This window comes from Vibrio sp. JC009, from assembly GCF_029016485.1.
Lineage (GTDB): Bacteria > Pseudomonadota > Gammaproteobacteria > Enterobacterales > Vibrionaceae > Vibrio.
Map to the genome: position 1 here is coordinate 2,893,219 of NZ_CP092106.1, position 19,577 is coordinate 2,912,795.

The following is a 19,577-nucleotide window of genomic DNA, read 5'->3' on the forward strand; positions in this document are numbered from 1 at the left end:
TAACTCTGTGACAATGCTCTAAACAAGTATTCAGCCAATACGTAAAAATAAATTTATCGCGAAACAGAAAAAAGAAATTTCTATTTTTAATATTTTCAATAGTAACCAGACTAAAAGTTTGGCTGGATATAGAGAGACTGTATATGAGTAAGTTCTATGTTGGTTCAGAAATAGGCCAGTTACGCAGAGTTCTGCTTCATCGTCCTGAAAGAGCCTTAAATCATCTGACACCATCTAATTGCCACGATCTGTTATTTGATGATGTGCTAGCGGTAGAGCAGGCAGGCAAAGAACACGATGTTTTTTCTGAGACCTTAAGGAGTCAGGGAGTAGAAGTTTTAATGCTTCAGGATCTTCTGGCTGAAACCCTGGCGGTTCCGGAAGCGAAAGAGTGGCTGCTTAACACTCAGATTTCAGAATACCGTTTCGGTACAAGATTCGCCAATGATGTACGCAACTTTCTCGGTGATCAAAGTAATCAGGAGCTGGCTTCGATTCTTCTTGGTGGCCTGAGCTACGGCGATATGCCTCTGCCTTCATCTTCTATGATGCGCAGTATCCACGACAAAAACGATTTTATTATCAAGCCACTGCCGAACCATCTGTTTACCCGCGACACTTCCTGCTGGGTTTATGGTGGCGTTTCTATCAACCCAATGGCGAAAAGAGCCCGCCAGAGAGAGACAAACCACCTGAAAGCCATCTACCGCTGGCATCCTGATTTTGCAGGGCAGGACTTTATAAAATACTTCGGCGATGAAGAGCGTAATTACGACTACTCCACCATCGAAGGCGGTGATGTGTTAGTGATCGGTAAAGGCAGTGTGCTAATCGGCATGTCTGAACGCACAACCCCGCAGGGTGTTGAACAACTGGCATCCAGCCTGTTTAAACATGGTCAGGCTCAGCAGGTGATTGCCATTGAACTGCCAAAACACCGCTCCTGCATGCATCTGGATACGGTAATGACGCATATGCGTGAAGATACTTTCTCTGTCTATCCTGAGGTGATGAGAAAAGACGTCAAGTGCTGGAGCCTCTCCGGAGACGAGTCCGGACAGGTCAACGTTAAACAAGAGGGCTACTTCGTTAGCGCAATAGAAAAGGCGCTGGGTGTCGGCCAGCTGAACCTGATTACCACAGGTGGCGATACCTTTGAAGCTGAGCGGGAGCAGTGGAACGATGCCAACAACGTACTGACCGTCAGACCTGGCGTAGTTGTCGGCTATGAACGCAACGTCTACACCAATGAGAAATACGATAAGGCCGGTATTGAAGTGCTGCCTATTCCGGGCGATGAGCTGGGACGCGGCCGTGGCGGTGCACGCTGCATGAGCTGCCCTATTGAACGTGACGGCATTTAATAAGGAGAAGGTAACATAATGACAAAACAAACGGTTGTAGTGGCACTCGGCGGCAACGCCCTGCTGCGCAGAGCTGAACCTCTGGAAGCGGAAACCCAGCGCCAGAATATCGCTGTCGCAGCAAAAACCATTGCCGGTATCGCTAAGGAGTACAATGTGGTACTTGTGCATGGCAACGGTCCTCAGGTCGGCCTTCTTGCACTTCAGGGGCTGGAATATAAAAAAGTCAGCCCCTACCCGCTGGATGTGCTCGGTTCAGAAACACAGGGCATGATTGGCTATATGCTGATGCAGGAGTTAAAAAACATTCTGCCGGAGCAGGAAGTGACCTGCATGCTTACCCAGATGACGGTCGACCCCAAAGATCCGGCTTTCGCTGATCCGACAAAGCCGATTGGCCCGGTATATTGTGAGGCTGAAGCCCGTGAAATGGCGGAAAAATATCACTGGACGGTTAAGCCAGACGGTCAGCACTACCGGCGTGTGGTTCCCAGCCCGCTTCCCACGGGAATTGTCGAGCATGAAGCCATCACTTCACTAATCAGCCAGGAACATCTGGTGATCTGCACCGGCGGTGGCGGTATCCCGGTAAAAGTTGAAGAGGGTAAGCTTACCGGTGTTGAGGCTGTGATTGATAAAGATATGTCTGCGGCATTTCTGGCAAAACAGCTGGCAGCAGATGCGCTTTTAATTCTCACTGATGCTGACGCCGTTTATCTTGACTGGGGCAAACCGACCCAGGAAGCATTAAGTAAAACCACGCCGGCAGAGCTGAGCAAATTTGAATTTGATGCCGGTTCCATGGGACCGAAAATCGATGCATCCTGTGAGTTTATTAAATCAGGCGGAAAACTGGTGGGTATTGGCTCTCTTGAAGATGGTTTACGCATCTTAAAAGGTGAAGCCGGAACAAATATTATTGCAAAATAACAGAATAGTTATTCACTTTTGTTCAATAATAAGTTAAACATATGGTTATGGCCCGGGCTTTGGCAACTATACTTTGAAAAACTGACCCGAGGCAAAAGAATTTTATAAGAGGAAACTGATATGGCATTTAATCTACGCAACCGTAACTTCCTGAAACTTTTAGACTTTACTCCTCGCGAGATTCAGCATCTGCTTGAAATGTCCGCTGAGCTTAAAAAAGCTAAATACAATGGTTACGAACAGCCTCGCCTGAAAGGAAAAAATATCGCTCTTATTTTCGAAAAATCGTCAACCCGTACACGCTGTGCATTTGAAGTCGCCGCTTTTGATCAGGGCGCTCAGGTTTCTTATATCGGTCCATCCGGCTCTCAGATCGGCCACAAAGAATCCATGAAAGATACTGCCCGCGTACTTGGACGTATGTATGACGGCATCGAATACCGTGGCTTTGGTCAGGATATTGTAGAAGAATTGGGCCAGTACGCAGGTGTACCCGTCTGGAACGGCCTGACCAATGAGTTCCACCCGACTCAGATTCTGGCTGACTTCCTGACTATGCTTGAGCACGGACGTGGTAAGCAGCTGCATGAAATCAAGTTTGCCTACCTGGGCGATGCACGCAACAACATGGGTAACTCTCTGCTTGTTGGTGCTGCAAAAATGGGGATGGATATTCGTCTGGTGGCACCAAAGCAGTTCTGGCCTGAAGAAGAGCTGGTTGCAACTTGCCAGGAGATTGCCGGTGAAACAGGTGCAAAAATCACGCTGACTGAAAACGTACAAGAAGGCGTTGAAGGCTGTGACTTCCTGTATACCGACGTTTGGGTATCTATGGGTGAATCTCAGGAAGCCTGGGATGAGCGCGTTAAACTGATGACTCCTTATCAGGTAAATATGGACACCATTAAGGCGACCGGTAACCCGCATGTACGCTTTATGCACTGTCTGCCAGCCTTCCATAACGATGAAACCACAATCGGTAAGGAAGTAGCGGAGAAATACGGCATGTCGGGCCTTGAAGTCACTGAGGATGTGTTTGAGTCTGAATACTCCATCGTATTCGATGAAGCAGAAAACCGTATGCATACGATTAAGGCTGTGATGGTTGCGACGCTGGGACAATAAGCGATCGTAATCTAACCTGAAAAACTGAATGCCGGCCTCTGTGGCCGGCTTTTTTATGCTGGAAAATAGTGACGCAATCGCTTGCGCTCACGAATTTTGGGCGTATAATCCTCCACAATTTGTCTATAGAGAGATGGAAAATGAACTGTTGGGAACAACACAAGCTGATGCTTTGCCGACTGCCTGAAGCAGCGGGTTTATTTTCTGTTTTTATTATTTTAAGAAAAGCCTCCATTATTTAGGGGGCTTTTTTTTGTCTGGAAATTACTGAGGGAAGAGAGCCATGGCGAACTCGCTATTTCAAAAGCATATCATTTCAATTCCTGAACTTAGCCGTAGCGAACTGGAACTGATTGTTGAAACTGCAGGTCAACTAAAAGCGACACCAAATCCGGAGCTGCTGAGAAACAAGGTTGTAGCAAGCTGCTTCTTTGAACCGTCCACACGTACCCGTCTGTCGTTTGAGACAGCAATCCAGCGCCTGGGAGGCACGGTAATCGGCTTTGATAACGGTGGTAATACATCACTGGCAAAAAAAGGCGAAACACTAGCTGACTCAGTTCAGGTTATCTCATCTTATGTGGACGCTTTTGTTATGCGTCACCCGCAGGAGGGCGCTGCGCGCTTAGCCTCTGAGTTTTCTAACGGCGTTCCTATTGTTAACGGTGGTGACGGAGCGAATCAGCACCCGACTCAGACCCTGCTGGATCTCTTTTCCATTTACGAAACTCAGGGCCGTCTGGATAACCTGAATGTGGCTCTGGTTGGTGACCTGAAGTACGGCAGAACCGTTCACTCTCTGACACAGGCGCTGTCTAAGTTTGATAACAACCGCTTCTTCTTTATCGCTCCGGACGCGCTGGCAATGCCTGATTATATCTGTGAAGAGCTGGATGATGCGGGTATCCCGTACAGCCTGCACAAGGATATGGAACCGGTTATACCGGAACTGGATGTGCTGTATATGACCCGGGTTCAGAAAGAGCGCTTTGACGAGTCAGAATATGCCCATATCAAGTCCGCATTTATCCTTTCAGGCTCTATGCTGACGGATGCAAAAGAGAACATGAAAGTGCTTCACCCACTGCCACGTGTTGATGAGATCACCACTGACGTAGATAAAACCCGGCACGCCTACTACTTCCAGCAGGCTGAAAACGGTGTATATGCGCGCCAGGCACTGCTGGCACTTGTACTGAATGAAGAACTTTAATCAGGAGACCAAAGGATGAGTAACAAAGCACAACTTCAGGTAGAAGCCATCAGAAATGGTTCTGTTATCGACCACATCCCGGCAAACGTTGGTATTAAAGTTCTGCGCCTGTTCAATCTGCAGGAAAGCAAACAGCGTATCACGGTTGGTTTAAACCTGCCTTCTTCTGCACTGGGCGCTAAGGATCTTATCAAGATTGAAAATATCTACATTACTGAGGAGCAGGCCAGCCAACTTGCTCTGTATGCCCCTATGGCTACGGTAAACCAGATTGAAGAGTACGAAGTGACAAAGAAAATGAACCTGTCACTGCCGGAAAAAATCGAAGCTGTTTTTGCCTGCCCCAACAGCAACTGTATCTCCCATGGCGAACCGGTAGACAGCAGCTTTACCGTTATCACTAAAAAAGAAGATATTCAGTTGAAGTGCAAATACTGTGAGAAAGTATTCTCGAGAGAAATCATGACTGAGCGCGTCTGATAAATGAATAGCGAAAACTCTGTGAGTTTATGCAGGGTTTTCGCAAATTTTTTCCCGTCAAAAATCTTTCTGTCAGCATGAAAACTCTCCTCGCAACCAAACCTGTCTACCCTAACCTATTGTCTTACCTTTAGTTTTCCCAGATGCCGTTATCACTTGCGGATATATATACGCTGCATCAGCATAAATCCTCATAAAGCACAGAAATAACCCCTGTTTTTCAATCGAATAAATTGGTGAATACACTCGAAAAACCCTTTTAATCAAGCTGTTATCATCTCAACTCCTTTGACAGGAAGCCTTAAGAATCACAACGAAACAACCAAAGTACGATCGAACATATAAGGAGCTGACTGTGACTGATTCAAGTATTTCAGCTGCATCAGAAATGCAATGTGAGGAAAACATTACAGCAGCCTGCAAGCGCCTTTTGCAACAGCAGAGCTTTTCCACTCAGGACGATATCCGCAAGGGCCTGATTGATCTTGGGTTTGTGGATGTCAGTCAATCAACAGTATCAAGGCTGCTAACCCGCCTTGGCGTAGCCAAAGTCCCGAATCCGTATGGCAAGAAAGTATACTGCCTTACCCTTGAAAACGAGCAGGTTCAGGTAGATTCAGCAGTCTCATCTCAGATTGAATTTGTATCAAATAATCAGCTTGTGGTGGTAATAAAAACCCATCCGGGCAGTGCTCAGTTGGTTGCCAGAATTATAGATATGCAGCCCCACAAAGAAATTCTGGGCACCGTAGGCGGTAACGATACTGTTATGGTGGCTCCGAGGGATATTACAAGAATTGATGAGTGTGAGAAAATAGTTCGTAGCCGTCTGGGACTTAGTTGACCTTACCCTGATAGCAATGCAAACTGGCACCCTCAGTAATAATCTAAAAAAATAAGGATATCGAATGACTAAAGTTCTGCACACAGAAAACGCACCAGCAGCAATCGGCCCGTATGTTCAGGGTGTTGACCTGGGCAATATGGTAATGACCTCCGGCCAGATCCCTGTAATTCCGGCAACCGGCGAGATCGTATCAGAAGACGTACAGAAGCAGGCACGTCAGTCACTTGAAAACGTCAAAGCAGTTGTTGAGTCATCAGGCTTACAGGTAGCAGATATCGTGAAAATGACCGTATTCGTGAAAGATCTGAACGATTTCGGCGCAGTAAACGAAGTGTACGGTAACTTCTTCGACGAACATAAAGTGGCAAACTACCCGGCGAGATCTTGTGTTGAGGTGGCTCGTCTGCCGAAAGATGTGAAGATTGAGATTGAGGCGATTGCGGTTAGGAAATAACAGCAAGGCCCTGGGCCCTGGGAAGTACCAACGTCAGATTTCCCAGGGCCCAGCAGGGCGAAAGCCCGTCCCAGAACCCAGGGCCCAAATTACGCCTCGTTCAACTTCTTCTCACCCGAATTCAACGCATCCACCTCAGCGTCCAGTTCTTCAAGCTTCTGAACCATCTGCTCACGACACACATTTGCCAGTTCGCGGACGTTTGTTTTGTCGTAGCCTTCAGTGCTGATTGGTGGCAGCATCTCTACGATTACATGTCCGTTATCCCACTGGTTTAGCTTCAGCTTGCCCTGGGTTGTGCTGCAAACAATAGGAATGATAGGCACTCCGGCACCAATTGCGGTATGGAACGCGCCGGTTTTAAACGGCAGTAAGCCGCGGCCGCGGGAGCGGGTTCCTTCCGGGAACATCCATACAGAAACGTCGCTGCTTTTTACCTTTTCGATCACCTGATCAATAGTGCTCATCGCTTTCGCTTTATTGAAACGGTCAATCAGGATATTACCTGTGATCCAGTAAAGCTGACCAAACAGCGGGATCCAAACCAGGCTTTTCTTACCCACTGTTACAACCTTAGGTGTTACTGCACCGGAAACGGTGAACAGATCCCAGTTGTTCTGGTGGTTGGCAATATAGACATGCTGACCACGCTCGTAGGCATCTTCCGGCAGGCGGAATTCCAGTTTATAACCCAAAATTCTGGCTATTTTGTGAAACTGACGTCCAAAGGTAAATACGTGTTTCGGGTTGCGAGGACTGGTTAAACAGTACCCCACACCGCCAATAAACATCACGATGGCAAAAACAGCAACCGCAATGATACGAAATAATGCAACCATGGTTATTCCTTCCTAGCTGATTCGCTCAATGTTGGCACCAAGCGCAGCCAGTTTGTCTTCAATTTTGTCGTAACCACGGTCAATGTGGTAGATACGATCTACAATGGTTTCGCCCTTGGCAATACAACCGGCAATCACCAGGCTCGCAGAAGCGCGCAGGTCCGTTGCCATAACTTGTGCCGCGCTCAGGCTGTCAACGTCACCACATAATACCGTATTACCTTCAATTCTTGCCTTAGCGCCCATTCGCTGCAGCTCAGGCACATGCATAAACCGGTTTTCAAAGATGGTTTCTGTGATACGTCCACCACCTTTAGACATCATATTCAGCAGAGTAAACTGCGCCTGCATATCTGTCGGGAATCCCGGGTGAGGTGCGGTTGTGATATCCACCGCCTTTAGCTCTCTGTCCGTCATATCCAGACTGATCCAGTCTTCTCCGGTTTCAATTTTCGCGCCAGCCTCTTCAAGCTTGGCCAGAACCGCCTCCAGCAGAGACGCTTTTGTGTTTCGGCAAATCACTTTCCCCTTAGAGACTGCCGCCGCAACCAGGAAGGTACCGGTTTCGATACGGTCAGCAACCACTGAGTGTTTACCTCCACCAAGACGTTCAACACCCTCTATAGTCAGAGTGTTGCTACCGGCACCAGAAATCTTTGCGCCAAGCTTATTAAGAAAATCTGCAGTATCTTCAATTTCCGGCTCACATGCGGCGTTCTCCAGTACAGTTGTACCTTCTGCCAACGCTGCTGCACACATGATAGTAATGGTCGCGCCTACGCTAACTTTATCCATCACGATATGCGCCCCTTTAAGGCGGCCGTCAACTTCCGCTTTTACATAACCTTCATCAAGCGTAATTGTGGCACCAAGCTGCTCAAGGCCATGAATATGCAGGTCAACCGGACGCGCTCCAATAGCACAGCCACCCGGAAGCGATACCTGACCTTTACCAAAACGAGCCACCAGCGGACCAAGTGCCCAGATGGAAGCACGCATGGTTTTTACCAAATCATAAGGCGCGCAATATTCATTAATTGTGCTGCCATCAACATGAACTGAACCGTTACGGTGAACCTTTGCGCCCAGGCGCTCTAGCAGCTCCATCGTAGTATCAATATCACGAAGCTTAGGAACATTCGCTACTTCTACAGGCTCTTCTGCCAGAATAGAGGCAAATAAAATTGGTAGTGCCGCATTTTTTGCACCAGAAATTGATACCTCACCCTGCAACGGAGTGCTGGATCCTTTAACTCTAAACTTTTCCATTATCTACCTTATAGCGACATCAGTTTTTTATCACGAGCCCATTCGTCAGGCGTCAGTGCTTTTATAGAAACAGCATGTATATCATTTCTCTGAATGTACTCCATCAGAGGAGCGTAAATTAATTGCTGTTTTTTCACCCGACTAAGCTCTGCAAAGCGCTCGTCTACTGCGATTACCTCAAACTGGCTACCGTCGCCTTTAACATGGACTTCCTGAAGATCTAATGCGTCTTCAATAATTTTCTTAACGTCGCTACTTTCCACGATATTTCCCGCTTAATTCTTTGTATGCCCGATATGCTTAGCCATCATGCTATCTACATTACTTATCTGAAATAAAGTAAGCAGTTCATCAGGCACGAAGGTCAGCATTATATGACAGTTAAATTTTTTTGCATGCTCAATCAGGTGAATTAAAAGTGCCATTCCCGATGAATCTATGCGACTTGCCTCACAAAGTGAAATTTCAACTTTGTCAGTAGCAGGCTTCCAGTCTTTTATAAAAGCCCAGAGTCCGGGAACAAATTCTCTGGTCAGCTCACCTGTCAGGCTGATTGCTCCGGATTCCTGACTCTGCCACTGAGAATGACTCATTCCTGCTCACCTTCAAAGCGGATTGGGTTGTCAGCCAGCTTGTACAGCTCCTGGCTTACCGACGGAATCCCCTCTTTGCGGATCTTGCCGTTCCACTCAGACTGCTTGCTGGATAGCAGGCTCACACCTTCGGCAATCATGTCAAATGCCAGCCACTCTCCGGTCTTTTTATTCTTTCTCAGCTTAAATTCGATCTTGATATTCGGACGTGGCGGGTCGATAACATCCAGCTTAATCGCTGTGATTCGCTTACCCTCCGGAATGGACTTTTCTGGCTCAAACTCCACCGTCTGATCGGTATAAAGAGTCAGAACCTGAGCATATGAGGTAACAAGGTACTTATGAAATGCATCGACAAATACCTCAACATCTTTTCTTTTTGCCCTTTTCAGGTTGGTACCCAGCACCTTAAGCGCAGCATAACGGTAGTTAACGTAAGGCATTAACTCTTCTTCAACTACAGCTTTTAAGACCTGAGGATCCTTTTGGATATTTTCCCTTTCAGCCTTCAGTCTGGCAAAAGTATGCTCTGATACCGCCTTCATCATTTCATATGGCTGGGTTTTATCCACGTGAATTGCTGCTGAAGCACCTGCAAACGCAGACACCGAACTCAGCATCATGCACAGACCCATTGCCAGCTTTGCAAACAGCTTAAAGAAGCCCGATGTTTTATTAAGTCCCATCACAACTTACTCCTCCTCAGAACTGCCTGAGTTATACAAGAACTGCCCGATTAAATCTTCCATAACCAGCGCAGACTTTGTATCTTCAATATAGTCGCCATCACCCAACATATCGATTTCTTCATCAATAAAGCCGGGAACCAGGCCAATGTACTGCTCGCCAATCAGGCCGGATGTCAGAATCTGAGCACTGGATGTTTCAGGAAAGTGACCGTAGTTTTCCTCAATAGACAGAGTAACCACAGGAACATAGTTCTCTGTATCCAGGTCGATAGCACTTACCCGGCCCACAACCACACCACCGATTTTCACCGGGGAGCGAACCTTCAGACTGCCGATATTATCAAAATATGCTTTAAGCTCATAAGTCGCACCATTACCTAAACCGGTAACATTTGCCACCTGAAAGATCATCACCAATACCGCCGTAACACCGGCAAGAACAAAAGCGCCGACCCATAATTCCAATTTACGTGTTTGTTGCATTTTTAATTCCCGAACATCAAGGCAGTCAGAACAAAGTCGAGTCCCAATACTGCTAAAGAAGAGTGAACAACGGTGCGAGTCGTTGCTTTACTGATACCTTCCGAAGTAGGTACCGCATCATATCCGTTAAATAGTGCTATCCATGTAACCGTGATAGCAAACACCAGGCATTTGATAAAGCTGTTGCCAATATCCTTACCCAGTTCAACTGAAGATTGCATAGCCGACCAGAAACTGCCGTGGTCAATGCCTTTCCAGTCTACGCCCACCAGTTGTCCGCCCCAGATACCTACCGCCATAAAGATCATAGCAAGCAGAGGCATAGATATCAGGCCAGCCCAAAGGCGCGGTGCGATAATTCGTTTCAGAGGATCCACCGCCATCATTTCAAGGCTGGATAACTGCTCTGTGGCTTTCATCAGGCCAATCTCAGCAGTAAGGGCAGAACCGGCACGGCCGGCAAACAGAAGCGCGGTAACAACAGGACCAAGTTCTCTGAGCAGTGAGAGTGCAACCATCTGACCCAGGCTGCCCTCGGCGCCATAATCAATCAGAACCACAAACCCCTGAAGGCTGAGCACCATTCCGATAAACAGGCCGGAAACAACAATAATGGCAAGCGACTGAACACCAACGCTATACAGCTGTTTCATCAGCAGCGGGAAGTTCTTTACTGGCTGAGGCTTATTTGCAACGGCGCCAAACAGCATCAGACTGGCTCGTCCCCATGCGCTCAGCAGCTCTAAGGTTCGCCGCCCCAGCCCGGTTAAATAATCCTGAAAAGAGTTAAGCATTCTCAAACAAACCTTTTGTTATATCAGAGGCAGGATATCTGAATGGCACTGGTCCGTCAGCCTGACCGAGTAAAAACTGCTGCACCATAGGGTCCTGGTTCTCTCTTAATTCCTCAGGTGTACCTGATGCAATAATCCGGCCGTCAGCAAGCAGGTAAACCAGATCCGCAATACTCATTACCTCTGGTACGTCGTGCGATACCACGATGGAAGTTAACCCCAGGGCCTGATTAAGGTTACGTATCAGCTCCACCAGAACGCCCATGGTGATCGGGTCCTGACCAACAAAAGGCTCATCGTACATAATCATTTCAGGGTCAAGCGCAATAGCACGCGCCAGAGCGGCTCGTCTTGCCATACCACCGGAAAGCTCACTGGGCATCAGCGTCTCAGCACCACGCAGACCAACCGCTTCAAGCTTAAGCAAAACCATAGTGCGGATAATATCTTCTGGCAGCTCGGTATGCTCACGCAGCGGAAAGGCCACATTGTCGAAAACGTTGATATCGGTAAAAAGAGCACCGGACTGAAACAGCATGCTCATTTTCTTTCTTGCTCTGTAAAGGCCTGCACGGTTCAGAGAAGGAATGTTCTGACCATCAAACCAGATTTCCCCGGACTCAGGCATTATCTGTCCGCCTATCAGTCTGAGCAGAGTGGTTTTACCAATTCCTGACGGGCCCATAATGGCCGTCACTTTACCTTCCGGCACTTTCAGGCTGACATTATTGAATATCTGCCGGGCCCCGCGGGAAAAGCTTAAGTTGTTAACTGTAACCAGATCCTTTGACATATTTATTTTTCAATCCGATATAGGTATCAATGTCCTGAAAAGAGCTATGATAGGCGATATAAGTTTGGTGTAAAGTAAACTTCACTAAGCTCTCTTCTATTTGAGGTAGAATTTGACATCTTTATCAGCGTATAATTCAAAGTTCAACTTCCCTTTTTCTTCGCTAACCGTCAGAATTAGCGGCCACATGTTTAACAGTGTAATTTTGTAGGAATCACAATGATTGAAGCCGTTGCGTTGCTGCTCGTAGGCTTATTACTTCTTGTCTGGAGTGCAGACAAGCTGGTATATGGCGCTGCTGCGTTAGCACGAAATGTTGGTATATCACCTTTAGTCATAGGTATGACTATTCTGGCGATGGGCTCTTCTGCTCCGGAGATGATGGTATCCGCCACAGCTGCGCTGGACGGAAAAACAGATACCGCCGTTGGTAACGTTCTGGGTTCTAACATCGCAAATATCGCCCTTATTCTGGGTATTACTGCACTTATTAAACCGCTTTCCATCAGCTCAGGGGTTATCCGCCGTGAACTTCCCCTGATGATTGTGGTCACTCTTTTAGCGGGCGTGATTCTCTGGGACAACTATCTCGGTTTTTACGAAGGTGTGCTGCTTTTTGTTCTTTTTGCCTCTTTTATCATCACCATGCTGAGGATCAGCCAGAAAGAGAAGCAGAACGGAGATGCCTTTATCGAAGAGCAGGAATCAGAAATTCCTGACGATGTCAGCAACGGCAAAGCAAGCTTCTGGGTAGTTATTGGATTGATTCTGCTGCCATTAGCTGCAGATATGCTGGTTGAAAATGCCGTTATTATCGCTAAATACTTTGGTATGAGTGATCTGGTGATCGGCCTGACGATTATCGCTATCGGCACAAGCCTTCCTGAACTGGCTGCTTCACTGGCTGGCGTACTAAAAGGCGAAGACGATATGGCGGTTGGTAATATCGTCGGTTCTAACGTTTTCAACATACTCGCAGTTATGGGGATTCCCGGAGTCCTGAACCCAACGACATTGAGCGAACACGCCATGGGCCGTGATTTTTGGGTCATGCTGTGCGTATCTATGCTTCTGGTACTATTTGCGCTTGGCAAATCACGCAGCGTAAACCGGATTGAAGCCACATTGCTGTTTTTATGCTTCGTGGGTTACCAGGTCTATCTCTTTATTAACATGACAGCTTAAGCCGATTTCGGGGAAACAGATACATGACAAGCTTTGACTATAAAAATGCAGCACTTGAAGTGCTGGATATCGAAATCAAAGGTCTTCAGCAACTTTCTCAGTACATAAATCAGAATTTTGAAGCCGCCTGCGAACTCATTTTAAACAACACCGGCAAAGTTGTTGTTATGGGAATGGGCAAATCAGGACACATAGGCAACAAAATTGCGGCCACACTGGCCAGTACCGGTACGTCCTCTTTCTTTGTTCATCCGGGTGAAGCTGCGCACGGTGACCTTGGCATGATTGAACCGGGCGATATTGTTATCGCTATTTCAAACTCCGGCGAATCTTCAGAAATTCTTAGCCTGTTTCCGGTACTGAAACGCCTGAATATCCGCATTATCAGTATGACAGGCAAACCTGCGTCAACCATGGCGAAACTGGCTGACATACACCTGCAGATTAGCGTTCCTCAGGAAGCCTGTTTCCTTGGCCTGGCACCAACAGCCAGTACCACTGCAACTCTGGTAATGGGCGATGCACTGGCCGTCTCTCTGATGAAAGCCAAAGGTTTCACATCTGACGATTTTGCTCTGTCTCACCCAGGTGGAGCACTGGGCCGAAAACTGTTGCTGAAACTAAAAGACATTATGCATTCAGGCAGCGCACTGCCAAAAGTATCCCCTGACGCTTCAATTAAAGATGCACTTTTAGAGATTTCACAAAAAGGTCTGGGCATGACGGCAATTGTGGATGCTGACGATACCGTCATCGGTATTTTCACCGACGGTGACCTGCGCCGCATGCTGGATAAGCAAGTGGACATTCACCAGACAGCCATTGGTGAAGTCATGACAAGCAATCCAAAAGTTGCCTCGCCAAACCTGCTTGCTGTGGAGGGGGTCAACCTGATGCAGGAAAAAAGCATTACCGCACTGCTTCTGTGTGAAGAGGGCAAACTTGTTGGTGCTGTCCATATGCATGACCTTCTGAAAGCGGGAGTAATGTAATGACTGAGCAGGTTCAAACCCTATACGGCACCGTATCTAAAGACGTATTTGAAATCGCAAAAGGGCTTAAGCTTCTGATTTGTGATGTTGACGGTGTCTTCTCAGACGGGCTTATCTACATGGGCAATGACGGCGAAGAGCTGAAAACCTTCCATACCCGCGATGGTCATGGCGTAAAATCTTTGATGAGCGCAGGTGTAGAGATTGCCATTATCACCGGCCGCAAGTCTCAGATTGTCGAAAACAGAATGAAAGCTCTGGGTATTTCACTTATTTATCAGGGTCAGAATGATAAAGTGAAGGCTTATGAAGATATCTGCTCTAAGCTAAATATAGCGCCGGAAGAAACCGGATATATCGGTGATGACCTTATCGACTGGCCGGTAATGGAAAAAGTGGCGTTAAAAGTGTGTGTTGCCGATGGCCATCCGCTGCTGGCACAAAGAGCAAATTACATCACTCATATCAAGGGCGGATATGGTGCCGTCCGGGAAGTGTGTGACTTAATTTTAGAATCCCGTAATGAACTGGATTCACATAAAGGCCTGAGCATATGACGGTATCCCGTGCTATTTATGCTTTTCTGCTGATTGTCGTAGCCTATTCAAGCTACTACCTGTATCTGGGAACCGTTGTTGAACCGGTGCAGATTAACCCGGATCTTGAGCTACCGGCACTTAGCGGAGAAAATGTAGATAACACCAGTTACACAGAAGCCGGTATTCGCAGCTATCGCGTAACCGCAAAGCATCTGGATCACTTTGCAAAAAGTGGGGATACTGTTTTTGAGTACCCTGTGCTATTCGTCTATAAAGAAGGTGAAACGCAAGAGTGGGAAATCAATGCTGAGCGCGGCGTACTGGACAAAGACCACGTTCTGCGATTATATGGCAATGTACTGGCGAAAAATCTATTGCCAGATGCCGGCTTCGATACCATGGCAACAGATGAGCTGTTGATTCATCTGGATAACAGAGATTTTTGGGCTGACACGGCGGTGTTACTTGTGGGCCCACAGTTTGAAACTAAAGGTAAGGCGATGAAAGGAAATTTCGGTGAAAATGTCGCCACCTTATATAACAAAGTACAAGGTAGATATGAAACTCTCACACCTTAGTTTGATTGCTTGCCTGTTTACGGCTTCTAATGCATTTGCATTATCGAGTGACTCAGAACAACCGATTTATATTGATTCTGATACTCAAAATCTGGACATGAAAAGTAATAAGGTTACTTTCGCCGGGGATGTTAAGCTCAAACAAGGTAGCATTAGCATTAATGCGGATACACTAATTGTTATCCGGAACAAGGTTGATGATTCTCTGAAGGAGATTCAGGCCTATGGTCAACCTGCCACTTTTTCTCAGCTTACCGATGAAGGTAAGACTCTGAAGGGAAGAGCGCAGGAGTTGTATTATAACGTGGCAGATGACAAGCTAACCATGTTAAAAGAGGCCTGGCTGGCTCAGGATGAAAGTACGATTCAGGGTTCAAAAATCACCTATAGAATTTCATCACAGAAGCTAACGGCCGACAGCAATGAAGGCGAGCGTGTAATGACGGTGCTCCAGCCTACTCAGACAAATAATCAGTGATATGGCAGTCTTAAAAGCAGAACATCTGGCAAAAAGCTACAAAAACCGGAAAGTTGTCGCAGACGTTAGTCTGAAAGTTGAATCCGGGCAAATTGTTGGCCTTCTCGGGCCAAACGGTGCTGGTAAAACCACATCATTTTATATGATCGTTGGCCTGGTGGCTCGTGACGAAGGCACTATCTCCATTGACGATGAAGATATCAGTATCCTTCCGATGCACAGCAGATCGCGAATGGGTATCGGCTACCTGCCACAGGAAGCATCCATATTCCGTAAGTTGTCGGTAGAAGATAACATTATGGCGGTGCTTCAGACCCGAAGTGAACTGAGTCGCGAAGATCGTCAGGACAAGATGGAAGATCTTCTGGATGAGTTCAATATCCAGCATATTAGAAAGAGTGCCGGTATGGCACTGTCGGGTGGTGAAAGACGCCGTGTGGAAATAGCCCGTGCGCTGGCAGCCAATCCACAATTTATCCTGCTGGATGAACCCTTTGCAGGTGTTGACCCGATATCCGTTATTGATATAAAAAAGATCATCGAGCACCTAAGAGACCGGGGCCTGGGCGTACTGATTACCGACCACAACGTTCGCGAAACTCTGGACGTTTGTGAAAGAGCTTATATCGTAAGCCAGGGACACCTTATTGCAGAAGGTACGCCAGAGCAGGTTCTTGCCAACGAACAGGTAAAACAAGTTTATCTCGGCGAACAATTCCGACTATGATTAAAGTGTGGGAAAAATATTATAATTAAGGTAGTGCGAAAGCATAAATCGAACAAGGCAGTAACGACTGAATGAAACCTTCATTACAACTCAAGCTAGGACAGCAGTTAGCAATGACTCCTCAGTTGCAGCAGGCGATTCGTCTGTTGCAATTATCGACACTGGATCTCCAGCAGGAAATTCAGGATGCACTGGAGTCCAACCCACTTCTGGATGTCGATGAAGGTCAGGAAGAAGCCGCTGCAGCAGAAGATACTGCTAAACCAGCTAAAGAAGAAGCCACTGCCGACACACCTGACGAGATCACTTCGGAGCCCGATCCGCATGACAGCTCAGAGATCATTGAGCGTTCAGAAATCACCAACGACCTTGAAATTGATGCCTCCTGGGACGACGTCTACAGCGCAAATACCGGCAATACCGGCATTGCCATGGACGATGACATGCCCCTTTATCAGGGTGAAACCAGCCAGAGCCTTCAGGATTACCTTCACTGGCAGCTGGATCTGACACCGTTTACCGATACAGACCGGACCATTGCCACAGCCATCATTGATGCGGTGGACGATTACGGTTACCTGACCATCTCTGCAGAAGACATTCTGGAAAGTATGGACAGCGAAGAGATCGAGCTGGATGAAGTTGAAGCGGTACTAAAACGCGTTCAGCAATTTGACCCTCTTGGTGTTGCATCACGTAACCTGCAGGAATGCCTGCTGCTTCAACTGGCAACTTATCCGGAAGAGACGCCCTGGCTTGCAGAGACCAAAATGGTTCTTGAAAACCATATTGATCATCTGGGTAACCGCGATTACAAGCTGATCACCAAAGAGAGCAAGCTGAAAGAAGCTGAGCTGAAAGAGGTCATGGGACTGATTCAGCAGCTTGACCCGCGCCCTGGCAGCAGTATCACGCCGGATGAAACCGAATACGTTATCCCTGATGTTTCAGTATTTAAAGACAGGGGTAAATGGACTGTCGCCATCAATCCAGACAGCGTACCCCGCCTGAAAGTAAATCAGCATTACGCTTCTCTTGGCAAAGGCAACAGCCCGGACAGCCAGTTCATAAAAAGCAACCTTCAGGAAGCTAAGTGGCTGATTAAGAGCCTTGAAAGCAGAAACGAGACTCTGCTCAAAGTTGCACGATGTATTGTTGAACATCAGCAGGATTTCTTCGAGTATGGAGAAGAGGCGATGAAACCTATGGTTTTAAACGACATCGCTTTAGCTGTTGATATGCACGAATCGACGATTTCAAGGGTCACAACTCAGAAATTCATGCATACCCCGAGAGGGATATTCGAACTCAAATATTTCTTCTCCAGCCACGTAAGTACGGATAGTGGCGGAGAGTGTTCATCTACAGCAATTCGCGCTTTGATCAAGAAGCTGGTAGCAGCGGAGAACACCGCCAAACCACTGAGTGATAGCAAGATTGCTGCTTTGTTGGCTGACCAAGGGATTAAGGTCGCTCGACGTACGATTGCCAAATACCGAGAATCACTTGGCATCGCCCCTTCAAGTCAGCGTAAACGCCTACTGTAGGCAATAAGAAAAGAAGGAAAGTCTATGCAAATCAATATTAAAGGCCATCACGTTGATCTTACCGATTCAATGCAAGACTATGTTCATTCAAAGTTCCAGAAACTCGAACGATTTTTTGACCACATCACAAATGTTCATGTGATATTAAGGGTAGAAAAACTAAATCATATTGCCGAAGCAACGCTTCACGTGAGTCAGGGAGACATTCACGCAACCGCTGAAGATGATAACATGTACGCATCGATAGATGCCTTGGTTGACAAGCTAGTACGTCAACTGAACAAACATAAAGAAAAGTTAAGCAGTCATTAACCATGCAAATTAGCGATGTATTGACACTGGACTGCACGAAAAGTGCAGTCCAGTGCACAAGCAAAAAGCGCGCACTGGAGCTTATCAGCCAGATCGCCGCACAACACACCGGCCAGAATTCAACAGAACTGTTTGAGTGCATACTCAACAGAGAAAAAATGGGCAGTACCGGTATCGGAAACGGGATAGCCATTCCACACGCCAGAATGTTCACCAGCGGTGAAGCCATCGCCGTCTTAATCCAATGTGAAGAACCTATCGATTTTGATGCGATTGACAACAAACCTGTCGATCTGCTTTTTGCCCTTCTTGTTCCCGATGCACAGTGCAAAGAACACCTGAAGACACTGGCATGCATGGCGGAGCGTCTCAATGACAAACAGACTCTGAAATTGCTTAGAAATGCCGAAAGTGACGAAGAGCTGTACAATATAATGATCAGCCAATAATGAACCAGATAACTCAACCGGATGAGAAGCCGCGCTTAATTGTTGTAAGCGGGCAGTCAGGCGCAGGGAAAAGCGTCGCATTAAGGGTTCTGGAAGATCTCGGCTACTACTGTGTCGACAATCTCCCGGTCAATCTGCTGGAGCAATTTATCGCTTCAGTCAAAGAGAGTAAGCAAAATGTTGCCGTCAGTATTGATATCCGCAACCTGCCCAATGACCCGGATACCGTTTCACCCACGCTGAATAAACTGAAAAAGCATTCTGATGTCACCGTGATGTTTCTGGATGCCACTCAGGAAACCCTGCTTAAGCGTTACAGCGAAACCCGGAGAATTCACCCGCTTTCACTTAATGATGAAAAGCTGTCTCTGGCACAGGCGGTGGAAAAAGAACGACTGCTTCTTGGCAGCCTGAAGGAAGAAGCCGACCTTGTCCTCGACAGCAGTAATCAGTCTCTGCACGATCTGAGCGAAACCATCCGCATGCGTGTGCTCGGCAGAGAAACCAAAGAGCTGGTGATGGTATTTGAGTCCTTTGGCTTTAAATATGGCCTGCCGACGGATGCAGACTATGTTTTTGATGTGCGCTTTCTGCCGAATCCGCACTGGGAGCCATCACTCAGACCGCTTACCGGCCTGGACCAGCCTATCGCAGACTTTTTAAGCTCGCACCCCAGCGTGCCCGATTTTCAGTCTGATATTCAGGCTTTTGTGGAAAAATGGCTACCTATGCTTGAGAAAAACAACCGTAGTTATCTTACGATAGCCATAGGTTGTACCGGAGGAAAACACCGCTCTGTGTACCTGACCGAGCAGGTCGGGCAGTATTTTAAAGCGCAGGGCAAGCAGGTTCTTATCCGGCATAAGTCGTTAGAAAAGCATCATAAGTAGGTGAGTT

The 19,577-nt window shown here is 47.2% G+C and carries 25 protein-coding genes; 17 read left to right on the forward strand and 8 right to left on the reverse strand.

What is annotated here, in order from left to right; genetic code table 11:
• Positions 1–143: 143 nt before the first annotated feature.
• From arcA to L3Q72_RS12890, 7 genes are all read left to right on the forward strand, one after another.
• Positions 144–1,364 carry an arginine deiminase gene (gene arcA, locus L3Q72_RS12860; RefSeq protein ID WP_275130333.1) on the forward strand — a complete coding sequence of 407 codons (1,221 nt, stop codon included), beginning with the start codon at positions 144–146 and terminating at the stop codon, positions 1,362–1,364.
• Positions 1,365–1,382: 18 nt separating this feature from the next.
• Complete coding sequence (gene arcC / locus L3Q72_RS12865; protein ID WP_275130334.1) at positions 1,383–2,294, forward strand: carbamate kinase; 912 nt, start codon at positions 1,383–1,385, stop codon at positions 2,292–2,294.
• A gap of 120 nt (positions 2,295–2,414) precedes the next feature.
• Positions 2,415–3,419, forward strand: a complete 1,005-nt coding sequence (argF, locus tag L3Q72_RS12870) for an ornithine carbamoyltransferase (RefSeq protein WP_275130335.1) — start codon at positions 2,415–2,417, stop codon at positions 3,417–3,419.
• 283 nt (positions 3,420–3,702) lie between these two features.
• Positions 3,703–4,632 carry an aspartate carbamoyltransferase gene (pyrB, locus tag L3Q72_RS12875; RefSeq protein WP_275130336.1) on the forward strand — a complete coding sequence of 310 codons (930 nt, stop codon included), beginning with the start codon at positions 3,703–3,705 and terminating at the stop codon, positions 4,630–4,632.
• A gap of 15 nt (positions 4,633–4,647) precedes the next feature.
• Complete coding sequence (gene pyrI / locus L3Q72_RS12880) at positions 4,648–5,112, forward strand: aspartate carbamoyltransferase regulatory subunit (RefSeq protein ID WP_275130337.1); 465 nt, start codon at positions 4,648–4,650, stop codon at positions 5,110–5,112.
• 388 nt (positions 5,113–5,500) lie between these two features.
• Positions 5,501–5,956, forward strand: a complete 456-nt coding sequence (locus L3Q72_RS12885; RefSeq protein ID WP_275132110.1) for an arginine repressor — start codon at positions 5,501–5,503, stop codon at positions 5,954–5,956.
• 64 nt (positions 5,957–6,020) lie between these two features.
• A complete protein-coding gene (locus tag L3Q72_RS12890; protein ID WP_275130338.1) occupies positions 6,021–6,413 on the forward strand; it encodes a RidA family protein in 393 nt (130 codons plus the stop codon).
• A gap of 89 nt (positions 6,414–6,502) precedes the next feature.
• Here the strand turns inward: L3Q72_RS12890 and L3Q72_RS12895 are convergent, their stop codons facing one another.
• Genes L3Q72_RS12895 through mlaF form a run of 8 tightly spaced genes read right to left on the reverse strand, consistent with a single transcriptional unit; the run spans position 6,503 to position 11,873 of the window.
• The gene (locus tag L3Q72_RS12895; protein WP_275130339.1) at positions 6,503–7,252 is read right to left on the reverse strand and encodes a 1-acylglycerol-3-phosphate O-acyltransferase; all 750 of its coding nucleotides are present in this window, start codon (positions 7,250–7,252) and stop codon (positions 6,503–6,505) included.
• A 12-nt stretch (positions 7,253–7,264) separates the two neighbouring features.
• On the reverse strand, positions 7,265–8,521 hold the full coding sequence (gene murA, locus L3Q72_RS12900) for a UDP-N-acetylglucosamine 1-carboxyvinyltransferase (protein WP_275130340.1): 1,257 nt from the start codon (positions 8,519–8,521) through the stop codon (positions 7,265–7,267).
• 8 nt (positions 8,522–8,529) lie between these two features.
• Entirely contained in the window at positions 8,530–8,784 is a 255-nt protein-coding gene (gene ibaG, locus L3Q72_RS12905) for a BolA family iron metabolism protein IbaG (RefSeq protein WP_275130341.1), read from the reverse strand.
• A gap of 12 nt (positions 8,785–8,796) precedes the next feature.
• Positions 8,797–9,114, reverse strand: coding sequence for a lipid asymmetry maintenance protein MlaB (locus tag L3Q72_RS12910; RefSeq protein ID WP_275130342.1), 318 nt, complete (start codon positions 9,112–9,114; stop codon positions 8,797–8,799).
• Positions 9,111–9,749: a phospholipid-binding protein MlaC gene (locus L3Q72_RS12915; RefSeq protein WP_275132111.1), complete on the reverse strand. Its 639-nt coding sequence runs from the start codon at positions 9,747–9,749 to the stop codon at positions 9,111–9,113. Before L3Q72_RS12915 ends, L3Q72_RS12910 begins: the two co-directional genes overlap by 4 nt.
• A 57-nt stretch (positions 9,750–9,806) precedes the next feature.
• Positions 9,807–10,286, reverse strand: a complete 480-nt coding sequence (mlaD, locus tag L3Q72_RS12920; protein WP_275130343.1) for an outer membrane lipid asymmetry maintenance protein MlaD — start codon at positions 10,284–10,286, stop codon at positions 9,807–9,809.
• A 2-nt stretch (positions 10,287–10,288) separates the two neighbouring features.
• The gene (mlaE, locus tag L3Q72_RS12925; protein ID WP_275130344.1) at positions 10,289–11,080 is read right to left on the reverse strand and encodes a lipid asymmetry maintenance ABC transporter permease subunit MlaE; all 792 of its coding nucleotides are present in this window, start codon (positions 11,078–11,080) and stop codon (positions 10,289–10,291) included.
• Entirely contained in the window at positions 11,073–11,873 is an 801-nt protein-coding gene (gene mlaF / locus L3Q72_RS12930) for a phospholipid ABC transporter ATP-binding protein MlaF (RefSeq protein WP_275130345.1), read from the reverse strand. Before mlaF ends, mlaE begins: the two co-directional genes overlap by 8 nt.
• A gap of 219 nt (positions 11,874–12,092) precedes the next feature.
• Here mlaF and L3Q72_RS12935 point away from each other — a divergent pair, with 219 nt between their 5' ends.
• The 10 genes from L3Q72_RS12935 (at position 12,093) to rapZ (ending at position 19,570) form a co-directional block, all read left to right on the forward strand.
• Positions 12,093–13,058, forward strand: a complete 966-nt coding sequence (locus L3Q72_RS12935) for a calcium/sodium antiporter (RefSeq protein ID WP_275130346.1) — start codon at positions 12,093–12,095, stop codon at positions 13,056–13,058.
• Positions 13,059–13,081: 23 nt separating this feature from the next.
• Positions 13,082–14,050: an arabinose-5-phosphate isomerase KdsD gene (gene kdsD / locus L3Q72_RS12940; RefSeq protein ID WP_275130347.1), complete on the forward strand. Its 969-nt coding sequence runs from the start codon at positions 13,082–13,084 to the stop codon at positions 14,048–14,050.
• Positions 14,050–14,607, forward strand: a complete 558-nt coding sequence (gene kdsC / locus L3Q72_RS12945) for a 3-deoxy-manno-octulosonate-8-phosphatase KdsC (RefSeq protein ID WP_275130348.1) — start codon at positions 14,050–14,052, stop codon at positions 14,605–14,607. Before kdsD ends, kdsC begins: the two co-directional genes overlap by 1 nt.
• On the forward strand, positions 14,604–15,167 hold the full coding sequence (gene lptC / locus L3Q72_RS12950) for an LPS export ABC transporter periplasmic protein LptC (protein ID WP_275130349.1): 564 nt from the start codon (positions 14,604–14,606) through the stop codon (positions 15,165–15,167). Before kdsC ends, lptC begins: the two co-directional genes overlap by 4 nt.
• Complete coding sequence (gene lptA / locus L3Q72_RS12955) at positions 15,148–15,645, forward strand: lipopolysaccharide transport periplasmic protein LptA (RefSeq protein ID WP_275130350.1); 498 nt, start codon at positions 15,148–15,150, stop codon at positions 15,643–15,645. The genes lptC and lptA overlap by 20 nt, the downstream gene beginning before the upstream one ends.
• Before the next feature lies 1 nt (position 15,646).
• Positions 15,647–16,372 (forward strand): LPS export ABC transporter ATP-binding protein, encoded by a 726-nt coding sequence (lptB, locus tag L3Q72_RS12960; RefSeq protein WP_275130351.1) that lies wholly within the window; start codon positions 15,647–15,649, stop codon positions 16,370–16,372.
• A gap of 71 nt (positions 16,373–16,443) precedes the next feature.
• Positions 16,444–17,919: an RNA polymerase factor sigma-54 gene (locus L3Q72_RS12965; RefSeq protein WP_275130352.1), complete on the forward strand. Its 1,476-nt coding sequence runs from the start codon at positions 16,444–16,446 to the stop codon at positions 17,917–17,919.
• 24 nt (positions 17,920–17,943) lie between these two features.
• Positions 17,944–18,231 (forward strand): ribosome hibernation promoting factor, encoded by a 288-nt coding sequence (gene hpf / locus L3Q72_RS12970; protein WP_275130353.1) that lies wholly within the window; start codon positions 17,944–17,946, stop codon positions 18,229–18,231.
• 2 nt (positions 18,232–18,233) lie between these two features.
• Positions 18,234–18,680 (forward strand): PTS IIA-like nitrogen regulatory protein PtsN, encoded by a 447-nt coding sequence (gene ptsN / locus L3Q72_RS12975; protein ID WP_275130354.1) that lies wholly within the window; start codon positions 18,234–18,236, stop codon positions 18,678–18,680.
• Complete coding sequence (gene rapZ / locus L3Q72_RS12980; RefSeq protein ID WP_275130355.1) at positions 18,680–19,570, forward strand: RNase adapter RapZ; 891 nt, start codon at positions 18,680–18,682, stop codon at positions 19,568–19,570. Before ptsN ends, rapZ begins: the two co-directional genes overlap by 1 nt.
• The last annotated feature ends 7 nt before the right edge of the window (positions 19,571–19,577 follow it).